At 72.2% G+C, this 19,984-nt stretch carries 15 protein-coding genes; 6 read left to right on the top strand and 9 right to left on the bottom strand.

Going from position 1 to position 19,984, the window contains the following annotated elements; all coding sequences use genetic code 11:
• Positions 1-8 precede the first annotated feature (8 nt).
• Positions 9-3,524, top strand: coding sequence for a BTAD domain-containing putative transcriptional regulator (locus tag KV381_RS09190; protein ID WP_218785037.1), 3,516 nt, complete (start codon positions 9-11; stop codon positions 3,522-3,524).
• Between the two features lie 11 nt (positions 3,525-3,535).
• On the opposite strand, the gene KV381_RS09185 is transcribed toward KV381_RS09190, so the two are convergent.
• The 3 genes from KV381_RS09185 to panB all read right to left on the bottom strand — a co-directional run bounded on the left by KV381_RS09185 (position 3,536) and on the right by panB (position 6,445).
• Positions 3,536-4,393, bottom strand: a complete 858-nt coding sequence (locus tag KV381_RS09185) for an ABC transporter permease (protein WP_193462246.1) — start codon at positions 4,391-4,393, stop codon at positions 3,536-3,538.
• Entirely contained in the window at positions 4,390-5,403 is a 1,014-nt protein-coding gene (locus KV381_RS09180) for an ATP-binding cassette domain-containing protein (protein ID WP_193462247.1), read from the bottom strand. The genes KV381_RS09185 and KV381_RS09180 overlap by 4 nt, the downstream gene beginning before the upstream one ends.
• Before the next feature lie 148 nt (positions 5,404-5,551).
• A complete protein-coding gene (gene panB, locus KV381_RS09175) occupies positions 5,552-6,445 on the bottom strand; it encodes a 3-methyl-2-oxobutanoate hydroxymethyltransferase (protein ID WP_030622484.1) in 894 nt (297 codons plus the stop codon).
• A gap of 177 nt (positions 6,446-6,622) precedes the next feature.
• Between panB and KV381_RS09170 the strand changes: the two genes are divergently transcribed.
• The 4 genes from KV381_RS09170 (at position 6,623) to KV381_RS09155 (ending at position 11,818) form a co-directional block, all read left to right on the top strand.
• Positions 6,623-8,236, top strand: a complete 1,614-nt coding sequence (locus tag KV381_RS09170; RefSeq protein WP_030622486.1) for a DHA2 family efflux MFS transporter permease subunit — start codon at positions 6,623-6,625, stop codon at positions 8,234-8,236.
• Positions 8,237-8,290: 54 nt separating this feature from the next.
• Positions 8,291-9,067 carry a TetR/AcrR family transcriptional regulator gene (locus KV381_RS09165; RefSeq protein ID WP_247594932.1) on the top strand — a complete coding sequence of 259 codons (777 nt, stop codon included), beginning with the start codon at positions 8,291-8,293 and terminating at the stop codon, positions 9,065-9,067.
• A 213-nt stretch (positions 9,068-9,280) separates the two neighbouring features.
• A complete protein-coding gene (locus KV381_RS09160) occupies positions 9,281-10,306 on the top strand; it encodes an endonuclease/exonuclease/phosphatase family protein (protein ID WP_193462249.1) in 1,026 nt (341 codons plus the stop codon).
• A gap of 216 nt (positions 10,307-10,522) precedes the next feature.
• On the top strand, positions 10,523-11,818 hold the full coding sequence (locus tag KV381_RS09155) for an MFS transporter (protein WP_218785036.1): 1,296 nt from the start codon (positions 10,523-10,525) through the stop codon (positions 11,816-11,818).
• A 193-nt stretch (positions 11,819-12,011) separates the two neighbouring features.
• Here the strand turns inward: KV381_RS09155 and KV381_RS09150 are convergent, their stop codons facing one another.
• From KV381_RS09150 to KV381_RS09125, 6 genes are all read right to left on the bottom strand, one after another.
• Complete coding sequence (locus KV381_RS09150; RefSeq protein WP_218785035.1) at positions 12,012-13,766, bottom strand: NAD+ synthase; 1,755 nt, start codon at positions 13,764-13,766, stop codon at positions 12,012-12,014.
• Between the two features lie 136 nt (positions 13,767-13,902).
• Complete coding sequence (locus KV381_RS09145) at positions 13,903-15,519, bottom strand: multicopper oxidase family protein (protein ID WP_030622496.1); 1,617 nt, start codon at positions 15,517-15,519, stop codon at positions 13,903-13,905.
• Positions 15,520-15,591: 72 nt separating this feature from the next.
• The gene (locus tag KV381_RS09140) at positions 15,592-16,029 is read right to left on the bottom strand and encodes a hypothetical protein (protein ID WP_030622498.1); all 438 of its coding nucleotides are present in this window, start codon (positions 16,027-16,029) and stop codon (positions 15,592-15,594) included.
• Between the two features lie 100 nt (positions 16,030-16,129).
• Complete coding sequence (locus KV381_RS09135; protein WP_030622500.1) at positions 16,130-16,555, bottom strand: CBS domain-containing protein; 426 nt, start codon at positions 16,553-16,555, stop codon at positions 16,130-16,132.
• Between the two features lie 319 nt (positions 16,556-16,874).
• On the bottom strand, positions 16,875-17,597 hold the full coding sequence (locus KV381_RS09130; protein WP_030622505.1) for a DUF305 domain-containing protein: 723 nt from the start codon (positions 17,595-17,597) through the stop codon (positions 16,875-16,877).
• 59 nt (positions 17,598-17,656) lie between these two features.
• Entirely contained in the window at positions 17,657-18,349 is a 693-nt protein-coding gene (locus tag KV381_RS09125; RefSeq protein ID WP_030622507.1) for a DUF3105 domain-containing protein, read from the bottom strand.
• Positions 18,350-18,605: 256 nt separating this feature from the next.
• On the opposite strand from KV381_RS09125, the gene glnA reads away from it, so the two are divergent.
• Positions 18,606-19,967 carry a type I glutamate--ammonia ligase gene (gene glnA / locus KV381_RS09120; protein ID WP_030080862.1) on the top strand — a complete coding sequence of 454 codons (1,362 nt, stop codon included), beginning with the start codon at positions 18,606-18,608 and terminating at the stop codon, positions 19,965-19,967.
• Positions 19,968-19,984 lie beyond the last annotated feature (17 nt).

The raw sequence follows: 19,984 nt of genomic DNA, 5'->3' as shown, positions 1-19,984 counted from the left end.
ATGGGCCCGTGCGCTACTGCATCCTCGGCACCACCCGGGCACTCCGCGACGACGGTACGGCCGTCGCCCTCGGCGGGGCACGGCTGCGCGCCCTGCTCACCGTTCTCGCGCTGCACCCCGGACGGACCGTCCCGGCCGGCGCCCTCGTCGACGAGGTGTGGGACGGCGACCCGCCCGCCGACGCGGCCGGCGCCCTCCAGGCCCTCGTCGGGCGGCTGCGGCGGGCCCTGGGCCGGAGCGCCGTCGAGTCCGTGGCGGGCGGCTACCGGCTCGCCGCCCCGCCGGACGCGGTGGACCTGCACCGGTTCGAGCGGCTGGCGGGGGAGGGGAGCCGGGCCCTGGCGGACGGCGACGCCGCGAGCGCCCTCGCCGTCCTGGGCGAGGCCCTCGCCCTGTGGAACGGGCCCGCCCTCGCCGATCTGCCCGACCGTACGGCGACCGCGTCCCGCTGGGAGGCCCGCAGGCTCGACGCGCGCCGCGCCGCGTTCGGCGCCCTCCTCACCCTCGGCAGACCGGAGGCCGCGCTGCCCGAGCTGGCCGCGCTCTGCGACGCCCACCCGCTCGACGAACCGCTCCAGGTCCTGCGCATCACGGCCCTGCGGGACGCCGGACGCCCCGCCGAGGCGCTGGCCGCGTACGAGGAGGTCCGCACCCTCCTCGACGACCGCCTCGGCACCGCGCCGGGCCCGGCCCTGCGCGCCCTGCACGCCGACCTCCTCCACCAGGAGCCGGCCGAGCCGAACCCTTCGGGCCGGACCGGGCCGGGACTTCCGGGCCCGGCTGCACCGGAGGTCTCGGGCCCGGCTGCCCCGGAGCCCGCGGGCCCGACCGCCCAGGGTCAGGCCCTGGACCCGGCCCGGACCCCGACCGCCCAGGCGCCGGCACCACCGGCCCCGACCTCACCGGCCCAGGCGTCACCCGTAACAGCGCCCCCGCCCCCGCCCGCCTACGGAAACCTCCGGGCTCGGCTCACCAGCTTCGTCGGCCGCGACACCGATATCGCCACCCTGCGCGAGGACCTCGGCCGGGCCCGGCTGGTCACCCTGCTCGGACCCGGAGGGGCGGGCAAGACCCGGCTGTCGCAGGAGGCCGCGGAGGCCGCCGCCGAGGCCTGGCCCGACGGTGTCTGGCTCGCCGAACTGGCCCCCGTCGACGACCCGGACACCGTGCCCGAGGCCGTCCTCGGCGCCCTCGGGGCCCGCGAGACCGTGCTGCGTGGGGCGGGCGCCGAGGAGCTGCGCGCCGCCGACCGCACCGGTGACGACCCCCTCGTGCGGCTCACCGAGCACTGCGCCCCGCGCAGGATGCTGCTCCTGCTGGACAACTGCGAGCACGTCGTCGGGGCCGCGGCCGCCCTCACCGACCACCTCCTCACCCACTGCCCCCAGCTCACCGTCCTCGCCACCAGCCGCGAACCCCTCGGCGTACCGGGCGAGTTCGTCCGACCCGTCGAACCGCTGCCCGACCCGATGGCGCTGCGTCTGCTCGCCGAGCGCGGGGCCGCCGCCCGCCCCGGCTTCCGTACCGACGCGGACGAGGCGACCGCGGCCGCCTGCGCCGAGATCTGCCGACGTCTGGACGGGCTGCCGCTCGCCATCGAACTGGCCGCCGCCCGGCTGCGGATGCTCACTCCGCGCCAGATCGCCGACCGTCTCGACGACCGCTTCCGCCTCCTCACCAACGGCAGCCGGACCGTGCTGCCCCGCCAGCAGACCCTGCGCGCCGTCGTCGACTGGTCCTGGGACCTGCTCGACGCCGCCGAACGCGCCGTGCTGCGCCGCCTCTCCGTCTTCGCCGGAGGCTGCTCGCTGGCCGCCGCCGAGGAGGTCTGCGCCCTGCCCGTACCGGCCGACGGCGTCATCGTGGACGCCCTGGACGTCGCGCCGCTGCTCGGCTCCCTCGTCGACAAGTCGCTCGTCGTCGCCGCGCCGGGCGACGACGGGGAGATGCGCTACCGGCTGCTGGAGACGGTCGGCGAGTACGCCGCCGAGCGCCTTGACGAGGCCGCCGAACGGGACGCGGTGGAACGCCGCCATCTGACCCACTACCGCGAGCTGGCCCGGATCACCGGGCCGAAGGTGCGCGGCGCCGGGCAGTTGGCGGCCATCGCCGTCTTCCAGCGCGAGTACGAGAACCTGCGCAGCGCGCTCCGCCACGCCGTCGCCGTACGGGACGAGCACGAGGCGCTGTGCATCGTGCTGTCGATGGCCTGGTACTGGATGCTGCGCGATCTGCGCTCGGACGCCCGCCAGTGGGGCGAGTGGGCCGGCTCGCTCGGCCCCGACCCCTTCGCCGCGCCCGGCGTCCGGGCCCCCTCGCTCCTGGAGCGGGCCACCGACCGGCCGCCGCCGATGGACGACGAACAGCTCGCCGAGGCACGGCGCGGGGTGGCGCTCATCCAGCTGTCCGGTGTGGACGACGCGATCAGCACGTGGACGACGCCCGAGGGCAAGGCACGCCTGCGGATCATCGCCGACACCTACCGCCCCGGCATGCCGCAGACCTGCCGGATGCCCGGAACGCTGTGGATCTTCGCGATCCTGCTCACCGGCGACATGGACCGGTTGCACCGCCTGCTGGACGAGACGGTCCGGGCCACCCGGGTCTACGGCTACGAGTGGGAGCTGGGCTCCGCGCTCCACACCCGGGCCAACCTCCTCTCCAACAACCCCGAGCTGGTGGCGGACGCCCGCGCCGACGCCGACGAGAGCCTGGAGATCTACACCCGGCTGGGCGACGACTGGGGTGCTGCCGAGGCGCTCTCGGCGCGGGGCGAGGCCAACGAGCGGGCCGGTGAGTTCCTGGAGGCCCTGGACGACTACCGGGCCGCCGTGGAGTACGCGCGGAAGATCGGCGCCCAGAGCCAGGTGGGGCTGTTGCGCGCCCGGTACGCCGGCGCCCTCATCGAACTCGACCGTCTCCCGGAGGCCGAGGAGATCCTGCGCGACGTCACCGGGAACAGCCGGCAGTCGGGCCACGAGGCGACGCCGATGGCCCGTATGCACCTGGTCTTCGTCCTCGGGCTCCAGGGCCGGGTGGACGAGGCCCGTGAGGAGGCGGAGCTGGTCCGGGCGGACTTCCGGTCGCGCGATGTCGCCATCTTCGGCGGCTTCGTCTTCGGCGTGCTGGCCTGGCTGGACAATCTCGACGGCGACCACGCCTCCGCCCTGGACAACGCGCTGACCGCGCTGGCCGGTGCGCGGGAGCCGCTGTCGATGATGGTGGCCCCGCAGATGCCCTCGGCCCATCTGACGGCCATCGCCCAGGCGCTCGCCGGATTCGGGGGCGCCGACGCGGCGAAGGACGCCGCCCGGCTGCTGGCGTTCCAGGCGACGCTCCTGCCGAAGGCCCATGTGCCCAGCGTGATGGAGGCCCGCAACCTGGTGCTCGCCGACCGGGCCGTCCGGGCCCGGCTCGACGACGAGGCGGCGTTCACGGCGGCGTACGCGGAGGGCGGCGGCCTCACTCTCGACGAGGCCACCGCCCTGGCGGAGACGTACCGGCGGGCGCACCCACCCGCCTGAGACCCGTTGGCTCAGGCCTTCTTGCGGAACTTGGCCACCGCGAGCGGGGCCATCACCAGCGTGATGCCGGCCGCCCAGGCGAGCGTCAGCCAGACCGAGTGGGCGACCGGGCCGCCGCCCATGAGGCCGCGCACCGCGTCCGCCAGGTTGGACAGCGGGTTGTAGTCGGTGAAGGCCTGGAGCCAGCCCGGCATGGTCTGGGTCGGCACGAAGATCGAGGAACCGAACTGGAGCGGCATCAGCACCAGCATTCCCATCCCCTGGACGGACTGGGCCGTCTTCATGCTCAGCCCGAGCAGGATGAAGATCCACATGATGGCGGCGCCGAACACCGCCGCCAGCGCGACGGCCGCCAGGAGTCCGAACACCGAGGTGCCCAGGCTCATGCCGAGGGCGAAGCCCATCGCGAGCAGGATGGCGATGGCGACCATCATCCGGCCCAGCTCGACCACGATCTTGGCGATCAGCACCGAGGAGCGGGCGATCGGCATCGTCCGGAACCGGTCCATGACGCCCTTGCGGAAGTCGTCGTTGACGCCGGTGCCGACGGCCATGGCGATGTTCATGCCCATCATCGCCATCAGCCCGGGGATCAGGTAGTTCAGGTAGTCCTGCCGGTTTCCGCCGAGGCTGGCGCCGACCGATCCGCCGAAGACGTACACGAACAGCAGCGTGAAGATGACCGGCATCAGAAGGACGTCGAACATCGACTCCGGGTCCTTCTTGATCTGGAGCAGATTGCGCCGCGCCAGGGCCCCGATGTGCCGCAGATTGGCCCGCAGACCGATCCGGCCCTCCTCGTCGCGCGCCGTCACGGGCGCGGTTGCGGCGGTCCCGGCGGGGGCCGGGGGCAGTGTCGTGGTGCTCATGCGGCGACCTCCTGGGGAGCCTGGTCGGAGAGGGGTGCGGCCTTGTCGCCGGTGATCGCGAGGAACACCTCGTCGAGGCTGGGCAGCGCGGTGGAGACATGGGCGAGGGAGAAACCCCGGACGCCCAGCAGCCCGATCACCGCGGTCAGCTGCTCGTCGCTGAGGATCGGCACGTACAGCAGTCCTTCGTCCGGTACGGCCTGCGCCCCGGCGACGCCGTCGAGCCCGGCCTCCCGGACCGCCCGCGCCATCGCGGCCAGCTCCGCCGGGTCCGAGGGCCGGATCTGGAGGGTGCGGCCGCCGACCTTCGCCTTCAGCTCGTCGACCCCGCCCCGGGCGATGATCTTCCCCCGGTCGATCACCGTCAGCTCCTTGGCGAGCTGCTCGGCCTCCTCCATGTACTGGGTGGTCAGCAGGACGGTCGCGCCCTCGGCGACCATCCGCTGCACCTCGTCCCAGACCTCGTTGCGGGTCCGGGGGTCGAGCCCGGTCGTCGGCTCGTCCAGGTAGAGGACGGCGGGGCTGCCGATCATCGAGGCGGCCAGGTCGAGCCGGCGGCGCATCCCGCCGGAGTACTCCATGCAGGCCCGCTTGGCGGCCTCGGTCAGCGAGAACCGCTCCAGCAGCTCGTCGGCGCGGGCCCGCGCCTTCTTGCGGGGCAGATCGAGCAGCCGCCCGATCATGTAGAGGTTCTCCCAGCCGGACAGCTTCTCGTCGACCGAGGCGTACTGCCCGGTCAGACCGATGGTGCGGCGGAGCTGCCGGGGCTGCTTCACGACGTCGTGGCCCGCGACGACCGCGTGCCCGGCGTCGGGGGTGATCAGGGTGGACAGACAGCGTACGAGGGTGGTCTTGCCGGCGCCGTTCGGGCCGAGCACACCGAGGACGGTGCCTTCGCGGACGTCGAGGTCCACGCCGTCCAGTGCCTTGGTCTCGCCGTAGTGCTTGACCAGCCCCCGCACCTCGACGGCGTTCCGGCCGCTGCTGGGGTTCTTGTCGATGCTTTCCATGTCCACCAGCAGACCAGCGCCCGCCGACAGCTCACCGACAGCCCGCCGACACGGCCCGGCACCGGCCGCCGCGCAGGCGACAGCCCGCCGATGGGGGATGTCGGCGGGCTGTCGGTGGTGCGGGAAATGGCAGGCGGGACCCGGCGGGTCAGTGGAAGGTGTGCTCCGGCGCCGGGAACGTACCGCCGACGACCTCGTCCGCGAACTCCTTCGCCGCGTCGCCGAGGACCTGGCGGAGATTCGCGTACTGCTTGGTGAAGCGCGGCACCTTGCCGCCGGTCAGCCCGACCATGTCGGTGTAGACCAGCACCTGCGCGTCGGTCGCGGAACCGGCGCCGATCCCGACGGTCGGGATGTGCAGCGTACGGGTGACCTCGGCGGCCAGCTCGGCGGGCACCAGCTCCAGCACCACGGCGAACGCGCCCGCGTCCTGGACGGCCTTGGCGTCGCGCAGCAGCTGCTGCGCGGCCTCCTCGCCGCGGCCCTGCACCCGGTAGCCCATCGCGTTGACGGACTGCGGGGTCAGACCGATGTGGCCCATGACCGGGATCCCGGCCTCGACCAGCAGCCGGATCTGCTCGTGGGACCGCTCACCGCCCTCCAGCTTGACCGCGCCGACGCCCGACTCCTTGATCAGCCGGGTGGCGTTGCGCAGCGCCTGGACGGGGCCTTCCTGGTACGAGCCGAAGGGCAGGTCGGCGACGATCAGGGCCCGCTTGGTGCCGCGTACGACGGCGGCGGACAGCAGGGCGATCTCGTCCATCGTGACGGGCACGGTGGTCTCGTAGCCGAGGTGGACATTGCCCATCGAGTCCCCGACGAGCATGACCGGGATCCCGGCCTCGTCGAAGACGGACGCGGTCATCGCGTCGTAGGCGGTGAGCATGGGCCACTTCTCGCCGCGCTCGGTGGCGGCGGCGATGTCGTGGACGGTGATGCGGCGGGTGGACTTCCCGCCGTACAGCGCTTTGCCGCTGTCGGCGGGGGAGGACTGGCTCCCGCCCGCGGGGGAGGACTGATTCTGCGCAGCCTGAAGCGACATGGCCAACGGCTCCTTCGTCATCTCGAGGCGCCCTGACGGCGTCCCCGGATCCCTTCCATGGTGGCATCCCGCCCGGCCACTCGGGAAGTGGGCCCGCACACGGCGCCCCGGAGGCCATCGGGTAAAGCTTTAACAATACGAGACGGTCTCGTATCGAAATGGGTCTAGGATCGTCCCATGTCCATACCGTCCGGCGCTCCTGCCGCGCCCGCCGTGCCTCGTGTTCCCGAGGCGATCCACCGCCGCCGCTGGTGGATCCTCGCCGTCCTCATGTTCAGCCTGCTCATCGTGGTGCTGGACAACTCGATCCTGAACGTCGCGGTCAAGACGATCGCGAGCCCCGCCCCCACCGGCATCGGAGCCACCCAGAGCGAGCTGGAGTGGGCGATCAACTCCTACACGCTCGTCTTCGCCGGGCTGCTGTTCACCGCCGGTCTGCTGGGCGACCGCATCGGCCGCAAGAAGGTCCTCCTCGCCGGCACCCTGGTCTTCGGCCTCGGCTCCGCGCTGGCCGCCTTCTCCGCCTCGCCCGGTGAGCTCATCACCTGGCGGGCGCTGATGGGCTTCGGCGCGGCCTTCGTGATGCCCGCCACCCTCGCCGTCCTGATGAACGTCTTCGAACGCGACGAGCAGCCCCGGGCCATCGGCATCTGGGCGGGCAGCGTCGGCCTCGGCATCGCCATCGGCCCGATCACCGGCGGACTGCTCCTGGAGCACTTCTGGTGGGGCTCGATCTTCCTGGTGAACGTCCCCGTGGTGGTGATCGCCCTGGTCGCCATGGCGATCCTGGTCCCCGACTCCCGCGACCCGAAGCCCGGCAAGGTCGACCCGGTGGGCGTCGCGCTGTCCATCGTGGGTCTGGTCCTGCTGGTGTACGGGATCATCCGGGGCGGCGAACTGGCCGACTTCACCGACACCACCGTCCTGCTCTCCATCGTCGGCGGGCTCCTGGTCCTGGCCGGATTCGTCTGGCACGAGAAGCGCAGCAGCCACCCGGCCATCGACATCTCGTACTTCCGCGAGCCGGCGTTCGCCGCCGCCGTCGCCGCCATCGCGCTGGTCTTCTTCGCGCTGATGGGCGTGACCTTCTTCGCGGCCTTCTACCTCCAGAGCGTGCGCGGTTACACCGCCCTGGAATCGGGCCTGCTGATCGTTCCGCTCGCGGCCGCCCAGATGATCTTCGCGCCCCGGGCCCGGCTGGTCGTCGACCGCTTCGGCGCCCGCGCGGTCTGCACGGTCGGCATGCTGCTCGTCGCCGCCGGACTCGCCGCGTTCGCCCTGTTCGACGCCGGTACGCCGGTGTGGGTGATGTGCCTCGTCTTCTTCGTCCAGGGCACCGGGATGGCGCACGTCATGCCGCCCGTCACCGTCGCCGTGATGCAGGCACTGCCCCGCGAGAAGGCCGGTTCCGGTTCGGCCATCAACAACACCTTCCGCCAGGTCGGCGGCGCGCTCGGCATCGCGGTGCTCGGCTCGGTGCTCTCGACCGTCTACCGGGGCGACATCGAGGGCCACCTCGGCGCGGTACCGGCCGGGGCCAGGGAGGTGGCGGGCGAGTCCATCGAGGCCACGCTCGGCGTCGCCGAGAAGCTCGGCCCGGTGGCCGGAAAGCCTCTGGTCGCCGCCGCCAACGACGCGTTCATCGGCGCCATGCACGTGACCGCCCTCGGCTCGGCGGCCGTCGCCCTGATCGGCGCCGTCGTCGTCGGCCTGTTCCTGCCCGGCCGGACCCCCGCGGAGACCGCGGCCCCGGCGGACCCCCGGCCCGCGGAGAAGCAGCCGGTCCGCTGACGCCGCGGTGAGGTCCGTCGCCCCGCGTACCCCGGGTCGGCGAGAATCGGGGCGATGTACGTACGCGAGACGTCAGGCGGACGCACGGCGGACGTACGGCACGCGTACGGCGGACGTACGAGGAAGAGCGGCGCGGTGGAGAGGCGGCTTCAGGTGCAAGGCCAGCAGGGCCAGGACGACGACCGGGACCGGTACGGGGCACGGGGCGAGGGTGAGCCGCCGGCCGGGGCGGCGGATCCGGAGCCCCGCCGCGGCCGGCCCCGTTCCGCCGCGGCGGAACGGGCGATCCTGGACGCCGTCATCGCCCTCCTGGAGGCGGGCGAGCCGCTGGCGGGCCTCTCCATCGAGCGCATCGCGCGCACGGCGGGCGTCGGCAAGGCCACCATCTACCGCCGCTGGTCCGGCAAGGAGGAGCTCTTCGTCGACGTCGTACGCGATATGGAGCCCACCGACCCGCCCGTCTCCGGCACCGCCGGACTCGCCGATCTGCGCGTGATGCTGGAATCGCTGCGCACCCGGGGCCTCGCCCAGCGTTCCTCGGTGCTCCTGGTCAACATCTTCGCCCAGATGAAGAGCCACCCGAAGCTGTGGGAGGAGTACCACGGCACGGTGATCGCCCCCCGGCGCGTCGCGATGCTGGAGGCGGTGCGGCGCGCCGTGGCCGCCGGGGAACTGCGCGACGACCTCGACGTGGAACTGATCGACGACCTCTTCGTCGGCCCCATGCTCGTCCGCACGGTCCACCGCCCCGACGCGTCGCTGCCCGACGACCTCGCGGACCGCATCATCACCGCGCTGCTGCAGGGCCTCGCCCCGACAGCACGTGCCTGAACAGGGCGGGCGCGACCGGTACGAGTGTGATCGTTCTGTCACAAGGCGCCCGGGCCGGCCCCGGCCCGGAACCTCTCGTCCCGTCCCCGCCGTCCTGCACGTCGAAAGGCCGACGCCGGGATCGACGGCGGGGTCGACGGCGAGAATGCCGCCGCTCATCACCTAGGGTCGAGAGCGCGGCGATGTGCAGGGCAAGGCAGTGAGGACAGCGCGATGGTGCAGGCGTACGGAGCGGACACGGGCAACGGCAGCGCGGAGCAGCCGGAAACCGGCGGGTCCCGCTTCCGGGGCCTGCGGGACAGGCTGACGTCCGACCGGGGCATCTGGCGGCGCGGGATCGTGCTGGCCCTCTGCTCGGTGCTGCTGACCCTGCTGATGGTCGTCCACGCGCGGATCCCCAACCGGGTCGGCAACCTCGGCAGCCTCATCGAGACGTTCCTGCCGTGGGTCGCGGTCTTCATCCCGGTGCTGCTGGTCCTGGCCCTGGTGCGGCGCTCCGCGACCGCGCTGATCGCGCTGCTGCTGCCCGCCGTGGTCTGGCTCAACGTGTTCGGCGGCCTGCTCACCGACAAGTCCGGCAGCGGCGGCGACCTCACCGTCGCCACCCACAACGTCAACGCCGGCAACCCGGACCCCGACGGCACCGCCCAGCAGGTCGCCGGTTCCGGGGCGGACGTCGTGGCCCTCCAGGAACTCCCGGGCAAGCAGGTCTCCACGTACGAGAAGTCGCTGGCCGGCCGCTACCCGTACCACTCGGTCCAGGGCACCGTGGGCCTGTGGAGCAAGTACCCGCTGGCCGACACCAAGCCCGTCGACATCAAGATGGGCTGGACCCGGGCGATGCGCTCCACGGTCAGGACCCCGCAGGGCGAGGTCGCGGTGTACGTGGCCCACCTGCCGTCCGTCCGCGTGAAGCTGCACGCCGGATTCACCGCCAACCAGCGCGACAACAGCGCCGACGCGCTCGGCGAGGCCATCGCCGACGAACGGGTCGGGCGAGTCGTCCTGCTCGGCGACCTGAACGGCACGATGAACGACCGCTCGCTGAACGCGGTCACCTCCCAGATGCGTTCCACCCAGGGCGCGGCGGGCGACGGCTTCGGCTTCAGCTGGCCGGCGTCCTTCCCGATGGCCCGCATCGACCAGATCATGGTCAAGGGGGTCGAGCCGAAGTCGTCCTGGACGCTCTCGGCGACCGACAGCGACCACCTCCCGATCGCGGCCCGCGTGGAGCTGTGACGTACGGCCGTGGGGACCGGAGCGCTGCGGCTGCCGGGCCGGCGCAACGAGCCGTTCACCTGCCGGTAGACGCCCCGGCATAAACATCTGCGAGAATTTGTTCCGGTAACTTACATATAGGCGGTGTGAGCCGTCGCCCAGCATCCCCGGGTGCCGAGGCGACGGCTCCCGGCCGTGCGCCCCCGCCCTCCCCGCGTCGCGAAAGGTCCCTTCTCCATGCCCCTGGCTCTCCTCGCCCTGGCCGTGAGCGCCTTCGGCATAGGCACGACGGAGTTCGTCATGATGGGCCTGCTGCCCAACGTGGCGGACGACCTGGGCACCTCCGTGCCGACCGCCGGATACCTCGTGTCGGCGTACGCGATCGGCGTCGTCCTCGGCGCGCCGCTCCTCGCCGGCCTCGGCTCCCGCGTCCCGCGCAAGAAGATGCTGCTGCTCCTGATGGCGCTCTTCACCGTCGGCAACCTGGCCTCGGCACTCGCCCCCGACTTCGGCTGGCTGCTGGCGGGCCGCTTCCTCGCCGGACTCCCGCACGGCGCGTTCTTCGGCGTCGGCGCGGTCGTGGCCACCCGGCTGGTCGCCGAGGGCCGCCAGGCGCGGGCGGTGGCGACGATGTTCCTCGGCCTGACGGTCGCCAACATCGTCGGCGTCCCCGCCGCCACCCTGCTCGGCCAGCACCTCGGCTGGCGGGCCACCTTCCTCGTCGTGGCGGCGATCGGCCTCACCGCGATGGCGGCCCTGGCCCGCCTGGTGCCGGCCGTCCCGGTCGAGGCCCATCAGGACGTACGCCGCGAACTCCGCGCCCTCGGCAACCGCCAGGTGCTCCTCGGCCTGCTCACCGCGGTCTTCGGCTTCGCCGGGGTCTTCGCCGTGTACTCGTACCTCTCGGCCATGACCACCAAGGCGATGGGCTTCGGCGAATCCTCGGTCACGGTCGTCCTCGCCCTCTTCGGCATCGGGATGACCCTGGGCGCCCTGGCCGCGGGCCCCCTCACGGACCGGGCCCTGCGCCCGACCCTGTACGGCTCGCTCGGCGCGTTGGCGGTGATCCTGGTGGCCTTCCCGTTCACGGTGCACGTGCAGTGGGCGGCGCTGGTGATGGTGGTGCTGCTGGGCGGAGTCGGCTTCATGACGACGACCCCGCTCCAGATGCTGGTGATGAACAAGGCGAAGGACGCCCCGACCCTGGCCTCCGCCTCCAACCACTCGGCCTTCAACCTGGCCAACGCGGGCGGCGCCTGGCTGGGCGGCGTGGCCATCGCGGCAGGCTGGGGCTGGACGTCCCCGGCGTTCGTGGGCGCGGTACTGGCGGTGGCGGGCCTGGCCATCGCGGCAACGGCGGGGTATTTGGACCGGGGCGACGGAGGAAAGTCCCGAGTGGTGGCCAATTCCACCCAGCCCAGCCCCCACTCCACCCCGCCCGACGCCCACCCCACCCCGTCCGGCACCCATTCCAGCCCGTCCGACGCCCACTCCAGCCGGTCCGGCACCCACTCCAGCCCGTCCGGCGTTTGAGGACGGAACCTTCACGCCGGGCTGGCCCGAGGCAGCATCACCCTCGGGCCCGGCGGCCCACTCCAGCCCGTCCGGCGCTTGAGGACGGAACCGACACGCCGGACGGGCCGGACACCCACGTGGGAGCCCAGCCCGTCCGGCGCTCGAGGACAAAGGCGGCCGCCGGACGCCCCCGGCAACCACCCCCCCCCCGCTAGGACGACTCGCGCCAGCGATTAGTGATCGGCAACCGCCGATCCTTCCCGAACCCCTTCGGCGAGATCTTCGTCCCCGGCGGATACTGCCGCCGCTTGTACTCCGCCGTATCCACCATCCGCAACGTCTTCGCCACCAGTTCCGCATCGAACCCGGCCGCCACGATGGCATCCATCCCCTGGTCCCGGTCGACGTACATCTCCAGGATCGCGTCCAGGACGTCGTAGTCCGGCAGCGAATCCGTGTCGACCTGCCCCGGCCGCAGTTCCGCACTCGGCGGCTTGGTGATCGAGGCCTCCGGGATCGGCGGGGTCTGCCCCCGCTCCTCCGCAGCTTGGTTGCGCCACTTCGCCAGCCGGAACACGGCCGACTTGTACACGTCCTTGATCGGCCCGTAGGCCCCGACCGCGTCCCCGTACAGCGTGGAGTACCCCACCGCCAGCTCGGACTTGTTGCCCGGCGCCAGCACGATCTGCCCCTCCTGGTTGGAGATGGCCATCAGCGTCGTACCCCGCAGCCGCGCCTGGAGGTTCTCCTCGGCCAACCCGGTGAGCTGCAACGACTCCATGTACGCGTCGAACATCGGCGCGATCGGCACCGTACGGAAGTTGAGCCCGGTACGCCGCGCCAGCTCGGCCGCGTCGCCCTTGGAGTGGTCCGAGGAGTACTTCGACGGCATCGAGACGCCGTACACGTGCTGCGCACCGAGCGCATCGCACGCGATGGCCGCGCAGATCGCCGAGTCGATCCCGCCGGAGAGCCCGATCAGCACACTGCTGAAACCGTTCTTCGCGGCGTACGCGCGTAGCCCCACGACCAGCGCCGAGTAGATCTCCTCCTCGTCCGTCAGCCGCTCCGCGTACCCGCCCGAGAGCTCCGGCTCGTACGCGTCCACGGGCCGGTCGGACAGCACCACATGGTCGATGCGCAGCCCGTCGTCCACCACGCCCGAGGGCGCCACGGCGGCCGCGGCGGGCAGCTCCAGGTCGAGGATGACGCTGCCCTCGGAGAACTGCGGGGCGCGGGCGATGACCTCGCCCTCCTTGTCGACGACGATCGAGTCGCCGTCGAAGACCAGCTCGTCCTGGCCGCCGATCATCGCCAGATAGGCCGTCGTGCAGCCGGCTTCCTGGGCCCGCTTGCGGACCAGCTCCAGCCGGGTGTCGTCCTTGTCCCGCTCGTACGGCGAGGCGTTGATCGACAGCAGCAGCCCGGCCCCGGCGGACCGGGCGGCCGGGACGCGCCCGCCGTCCTGCCACAGGTCCTCGCAGATCGCGAGGGCCACGTCGATGCCGTGGACCCGGACGACGGGCATCGAGTCGCCCGGCACGAAGTACCGGAACTCGTCGAAGACGCCGTAGTTCGGCAGGTGGTGCTTGGCGAAGTTGAGCGCGATCCCGCCGCGGTGCAGCACGGCGGCGGCGTTGCGCGGAGACCCGGCGGGCTGCCCGTAGCGCGCCGCGGCGTGCTCGGAGCGGTCCAGGTAGCCGACGACGACCGGCAGTTCGCCGAAGCCCTCCGCGTCGAGCCGGGCGGCCAGCGCGCGCAGCGCCTGTCGCGAGGCCTCGACGAAGGACGACCGCAGGGCCAGGTCCTCGACGGGGTATCCGGTCAGCACCATCTCGGGGAACGCCACCAGGTGGGCGCCCTGCTCGGCGGCGTGCCGGGTCCAGTGGACGATCGCCTCGGAGTTGCCGGCGAGGTCGCCGACGGTCGAGTCGATCTGATTCAGTGCGAGGCGTAGTTGAGGCACGTCCGCCAGTGTAATCGTCTTTCTGACGCGATGTCCCGGCGGGCCGGGCAAAATCTGTTCCGGCCCGCCGAAACCGCAGGTGGAGGCAGCTATGTGCGCCGACCCGCAGAAGCCCTGGGACCCAGGGGGTGTCCGGCTAGCTGCGATAGCCGAGGACCGCCATCATCCCCGCCTCCGCGTGGTAGACGTTGTGGCAGTGGACCATCCACAGCCCCGGGTTGTCGGCGTCGAACTCCACGGTCAGCGACCGGTGCGGCAGCACGATCGCGGTGTCCTTACGGGCCCCGGCGGCGTTCCCGCCGAGCGCGAACGTGTGCCCGTGCAGATGGAGCGGATGCCACATGGCCGTCCCGTTGTCGAAGACGACCCGCACCCGTTCGCCCGCCTCGACCGGACGCCGCTGCTCCGCGCTGTACGGCTGCCCGTCGAAGGCCCAGTCGTACCGCGCCATCCCGCCGGTGAGCCGCATCTGGATCGTCCGGTCCGGCGCACGCCTCGCCAGCGCCACCGCCGGGTCCGGCGCCAGCCGCCCCGCCTCGATCAGCTTCCCGTCCAGCTCCTCGGGCCGTACGGAAGCGGCAGGCGCACGCCCGCTCCCGGTCCGCAGCACGGCGAGCGCGGACGCCTTCTTCCCCTCGGCCAGGGCGGTGAGCGGGAAGACCCCGTCCTCGGCGGTGACGAGGACGTCGTACCGCTCGCCCATCCCCAGCAGCAGCGCGTCCCCCGTGGCGTGCCGGACCGGGAACCCGTCGGTGTGCGTCACGGTCATCCGGTGCCCGCCGAGCGCGACCCGGAAGGCGGTGTCGCCACCGGCGTTGATGATCCGCAGCCGGATACGGTCACCGGGCCGCGCGGAGAAGGAGGACGGATCCTCCGGCACCCGCCCGTTGACGAGGTAGTGCGGATAGGCGACATCACCGGCGTCACCGCCGAGCAGCGCGCTGCGGGCGCCCATCATCATCCGGGAGGGCCCGGCACGGCCCGGCTCCTCCGTCTCCGCTCCGGACATGGTGTGCGCGCCATGATCCATCCCGCCGCCGCCCTCGCTCGTCCCCTCGGAACTCATCCCTCCGGAACTCATCCCTCTGGACAGCTCCTTCAGCACCGCGTCGGGCGTCGACCCGTCCACCCCGTCGACCCAGTCGTCGAGGACGACGACCCACTCCCTGTCGTACGCCAACGGCTCCTTCGGGTCCTCGACGATGAGCGGCGCGTACAGCCCCCGGTCCTGCTGGACGCCGGAGTGCGGGTGGAACCAGTACGTCCCCGGATGCGGCACGGCGAACCGATAGCCGAAGTCGGCCCCCGGTGCGATGTCCCGCTGGGTCAGCCCGGGAACCCCGTCCATGTCGTTGCGCAGGGCGAGCCCGTGCCAGTGCAGGGAGGTGGGCGCCGGCAGATGGTTGGCGAGGGTGAGCGCGAGCGTGTCGCCCGCCGTCACCCGCACCTCGCGCCCGGGCAGCCGGTCCCCGTACGCCCAGGAGGCGACGGTGGTACCGCCGCCGAGGTCGAGCCGGGTACGGGTGGCGGTGAGGGAGACCTCGCGCACGGGCCCGGAGCCGCGCGCCGCCTCGGCCGCCCGGACCTCCTTGCCGCCGGGGGAGACGTACGTACCGGAGTCCTGGGCGCCGCCGCCGGGGGAGTGGGAGCCGCCGTGGCCGCTGCCGCCGCCGGAACAGGCGGCGAGGGCTCCGGTACCGGCGACGGCGAGAGCGGCGCCGAGCACGGAGCGTCGGGTGGGTTGCATGGGCATGCTGCATACACCTCTGAGGAACTGTGGTTCGAGGAAGAGGAAAGGGAGAAGGGCGGAGGTGAACGCCCACTCCTAGATACGCAGCACCGAAACGCTGGCGAGCACCGATATCGGCGGCGGCGGATTCGGCAGCAGCGCGAGCGGAAGCCCCGCCCCCACCGGCGTACCGAGGGGCCGCCGGTCCGCACGCGCTCCGAGCAGCCGGGCGCCGACGAGCGCGAGGCCCCAGACGCCGAGGACGGCGAGGCAGACGGAGAGCGGATCCATGCCGCCCATGGGGGCGTCGGAGCCGGGGGAGCCGTGCGCCGCCGGGTGCGACGGGCCGGCGACGGGTGCGGCCGGGACCATGTGCTCGGCGGTGGAGGCGGTAGTCGTGGTGACCGCTGCGGATACATCGCTGTGCTCCGCCGGATGTCCGACCGTATGCATGGTGACGATCCCGAACAGCAGCGCGGCGAGCAGCATCAGCCGCCCGAACGTCCCGCTGCCGCTCCGCGCCGTACCCGCCATGCGGGCCACCCTACCCCCGGTGGGTATACGCACATACGGAGGCCCGGCACCCTCCGCCGGAGCGGGCCATGGGGTGCCGGGCCACTGTCGTACACGTGTGTCAGCTGCGGGAGTAGACCTTCTCGGCCCAGCCCGCGATCTGCTCCTCGGTGAGGTGCTGGGCGAGATCGGCCTCGCTGATCATGCCGACCAGCTTCTTGTTCTCGACGACGGGCAGCCGACGGATGCGGTGGGTCTGCATCTCCTCCAGGACCGCGTCCACACCGGCCTCCGCCTCGATCCAGCGGGGCGTGCCCTGCGCGAGATCGCCGGCCGTGACCTTCGCCGGATCGTGCCCCTTGGCCACACAGCCGACCACGATGTCGCGGTCGGTGATGATGCCGACCATCCGGTCCGAGTCACCGTTGGCGGAGACGGGCAGCGCGCCCACGTTGTGCTCGCGCATCAGCTGCGCCGCACGGTCGAGCGTCTCGTGGGCCGGGATCCAGCGGGCCCCGCTGTGCATGATGTCTTTGGCGGTCGTCATGGGGGATTTCCTCCTGCGTGCCGATGGCACTGCCGTACGGCCCCGAGCGCAACCCATCGTCGTGGGCCCGCCGGGGCCGCGCGACCGCAACCACCCGTTCGAGTGCGCTGCGGACAGGACGCAAGCTGACGCACCCGCACCCGCACCCGCACCCGCATCCGCACCCGCGGCCACCGGCCACCGGCACCGGCCACCAGGCACCGGCCACCGGCACCGGCCACGGTCACCGGCGACCGCTCACCCGCCGTCCGGGCGCGGCCCGCATCGGCTCAGGCCCGCATCGGCTCCGGCCCGCCCCGGCTCAAGCCCGCTCATCGGCTCAGGACCGAGGCGCGGCGCCCCGCTCGGCGAGCATGTCCCGCATCAGCCCCAGCTCGGACCGCTGCCCCTCGACCATGCCCCGGGCGAGCCGCCGCTCGGCCGGAACCGAGCACTGCGACGCACAGGCCTCGGCCATGGCGACACCGCCCTTGTGGTGGTCGGTCATCAACTGGAGAAAGAACACCTCTGCCTGCTCGCCGTCGAGCCGCCCGAGCCGGGCCAACTCGGAGCGACTGGCCATACCGGCCATGAGCACGCCGTCACCGTCACCGTCACCGCTGCCGCCACCACTACCGCTGGCGTCACCGTCCGAGTGGTGCCCGCCGTGGGCGTGCCGGCCCCCGCCTTCCATCCAGGCCATGGGCGGCTCCCCGCCGGGCGCGACCTTGGGCAGCTCCCACAGATCGAGCCAGCCGAGCAGCATGCCGCGCTGGTTGGCCTGGGTGTTGGCGATGTCGTAGGCGAGACGGCGTACGTCCTCGTCGTCCGTGCGGTCGCGGACGACGAAGGACATCTCGACGGCCTGCTGATGGTGGACGGCCATGTCCCGGGCGAACCCGGCGTCGGCGGACGAGGCAGCGGGAACACGCGTGTTTCCGCTCTCCTCTCCACTGCCGTCGCCACGCGCGGAGGCGACCGTGGCGGCCCCCGCGAAGAGCAGGGCGAGGACGACGGCGGCACCGGCGGCCAGGCGGACGCGCCGGGTCCGCCGCCGCTCCACGAGGACGTGAGGGTCGTGGCCGTCAGCTGCCGACCGCTCGTCGGTGACGTCCCGGGCCGTCACCGCGGCACCGTGGCCAGCCCGCCGGTGCAGGGGGCTCCGGGCTCGGGGGTCTGCGCGCCCTGGACGTACTGGGCGAGGAACTGGTCCACCCGCTTGTCGCCGGCGGAGTCCACGGTGACCTGCTTGCCCCAGGCGGAGAGCATGATCGCGCCCTCCTGGGCGGCGTACGGGCTCATCAGCGTGAACGGGGTGGCCTTGACGCGCTGGGCGAGCTTGGAGACCTCCGCGTCGGCGGCCGTGTCGTTGTACGTGATCCAGACCGCGCCGTGCTCCAGGGAGTGCACGGCGTTGACGTCCGGGAGGGGCTTTTCGTATACGTCGCCGTCGCAGTTCATCCAGGACGCGTTGTGGTCGCCGCCGACCGGGGGCTTCATCGGATAGTCCACGGTGCCCGCCACGTGCTGGCGGCCGAGCTTCGCGGCGTCCCAGGACTTCAGCCCCTCGATGGCCCCGCCCTTGGTGTCGTCGTGGGAGTCGCCGTGCCCGTCGGGGTGCTTGCCGTCCTGGGCGGAGGAGGCGTTGTCGGACTTCTCGTTCGCCTCGGAGTTCTCCAGCAGCAGGTACGAGCCGAAGGCGACGAGACCGGCCACGACGGCGGCGCTGACCCCTATGGCGATGGCCCGGTTGCGGGTGGAGCGAGCGCGCGGGTCGGAGGCCTGCGGCTGGGAGTACCGGGGGTCGAAGCTCATGTCGTCGCGTCCTTCTGCGAAGGGGGCCGGGAGGCGGGAGAACGGTCCGTGGACCGGTGCGCGCGGACGGGCGTGAATGCCGGTCGTCACCCGGTCGCCGCCCCCGTGCGCCACGGTCGCCGATCGTAGTGGGTGGCCGAGTGCTCCCTCTCACACCGAGTGCGTAATGTGGGTGAAATCCCGGGTCGCGATACTGGCTGTGTCCCCCTACCCCGGGCGGTGGTGCACGGACCGTCTGAACTGCAAGGATGTGGCAATGGACAAGCAGCAGGAATTCGTCCTCAGGACCCTTGAGGAGCGCGACATCCGCTTCGTGCGGCTGTGGTTCACCGACGTCCTCGGGTTCCTCAAGTCCGTCGCCGTCGCTCCGGCCGAGCTGGAGCAGGCCTTCGACGAGGGCATCGGCTTCGACGGCTCGGCGATCGAGGGCTTCGCCCGGGTCTACGAGTCGGACATGATCGCCAAGCCGGACCCGGGCACGTTCCAGATCCTGCCCTGGCGCGCGGAAGCCCCGGGCACCGCGCGGATGTTCTGCGACATCCTGATGCCGGACGGCTCGCCGTCCTTCGCGGACCCGCGCTACGTACTGAAGCGGATCCTGGCCAAGACGTCCGACCTGGGCTTCACCTTCTACACCCACCCCGAGATCGAGTTCTTCCTGCTGAAGAACAAGCCGGTCGACGGCACCCGCCCGACCCCGGCGGACAGCTCCGGCTACTTCGACCACACGCCGCAGAACGTGGGCATGGACTTCCGCCGCCAGGCGATCACGATGCTGGAATCGATGGGCATCTCGGTGGAGTTCAGCCACCACGAGGGCGCCCCGGGCCAGCAGGAGATCGACCTCCGCTACGCGGACGCGCTCTCCACGGCGGACAACATCATGACGTTCCGCCTGGTGATGAAGCAGGTGGCGCTGGAGCAGGGCGTGCAGGCCACGTTCATGCCGAAGCCGTTCTCGGAGTACCCGGGTTCGGGCATGCACACCCACCTCTCCCTCTTCGAGGGCGACCGCAACGCGTTCTACGAGTCGGGCGCGGAGTACCAGCTCTCCAAGGTCGGCCGCTCCTTCATCGCGGGCCTCCTGAAGCACGCGGCGGAGATCTCGGCCGTCACCAACCAGTGGGTCAACTCCTACAAGCGCATCTGGGGCGGCTCCTCCCGCGCGGCCGGCGCGGGCGGCGAGGCCCCCTCGTACATCTGCTGGGGCCACAACAACCGCTCCGCCCTCATCCGCGTCCCGATGTACAAGCCCGGCAAGACCGGCTCGGCCCGCGTAGAGGTCCGCTCCATCGACTCCGGCGCCAACCCGTACCTCACCTACGCGGTCCTGCTCGCCGCGGGCCTCAAGGGCATCGAGGAGGGCTACGAACTCCCGGCCGGCGCCGACGACGACGTCTGGGCCCTCTCCGACGCGGAACGCCGCGCGATGGGCATCGAGCCGCTCCCGCAGAACCTGGGCGAGGCGATCTCGCTGATGGAGAAGAGCGAACTGGTCGCCGAGACGCTGGGCGAGCACGTCTTCGACTTCTTCCTGCGCAACAAGAAGCAGGAGTGGGAGGAGTACCGCAGCGAGGTCACGGCCTTCGAGCTGAAGAACCTGCTGCCGGTGCTGTAGCGCCTGGAAGTAAGACT

Origin of the sequence: Streptomyces sp. WY228 (genome assembly GCF_019287315.1) — a bacterium.
GTDB lineage: Bacteria > Actinomycetota > Actinomycetes > Streptomycetales > Streptomycetaceae > Streptomyces > Streptomyces caviscabies.
This window is presented reverse-complemented; position numbering and strand designations above follow the sequence as displayed.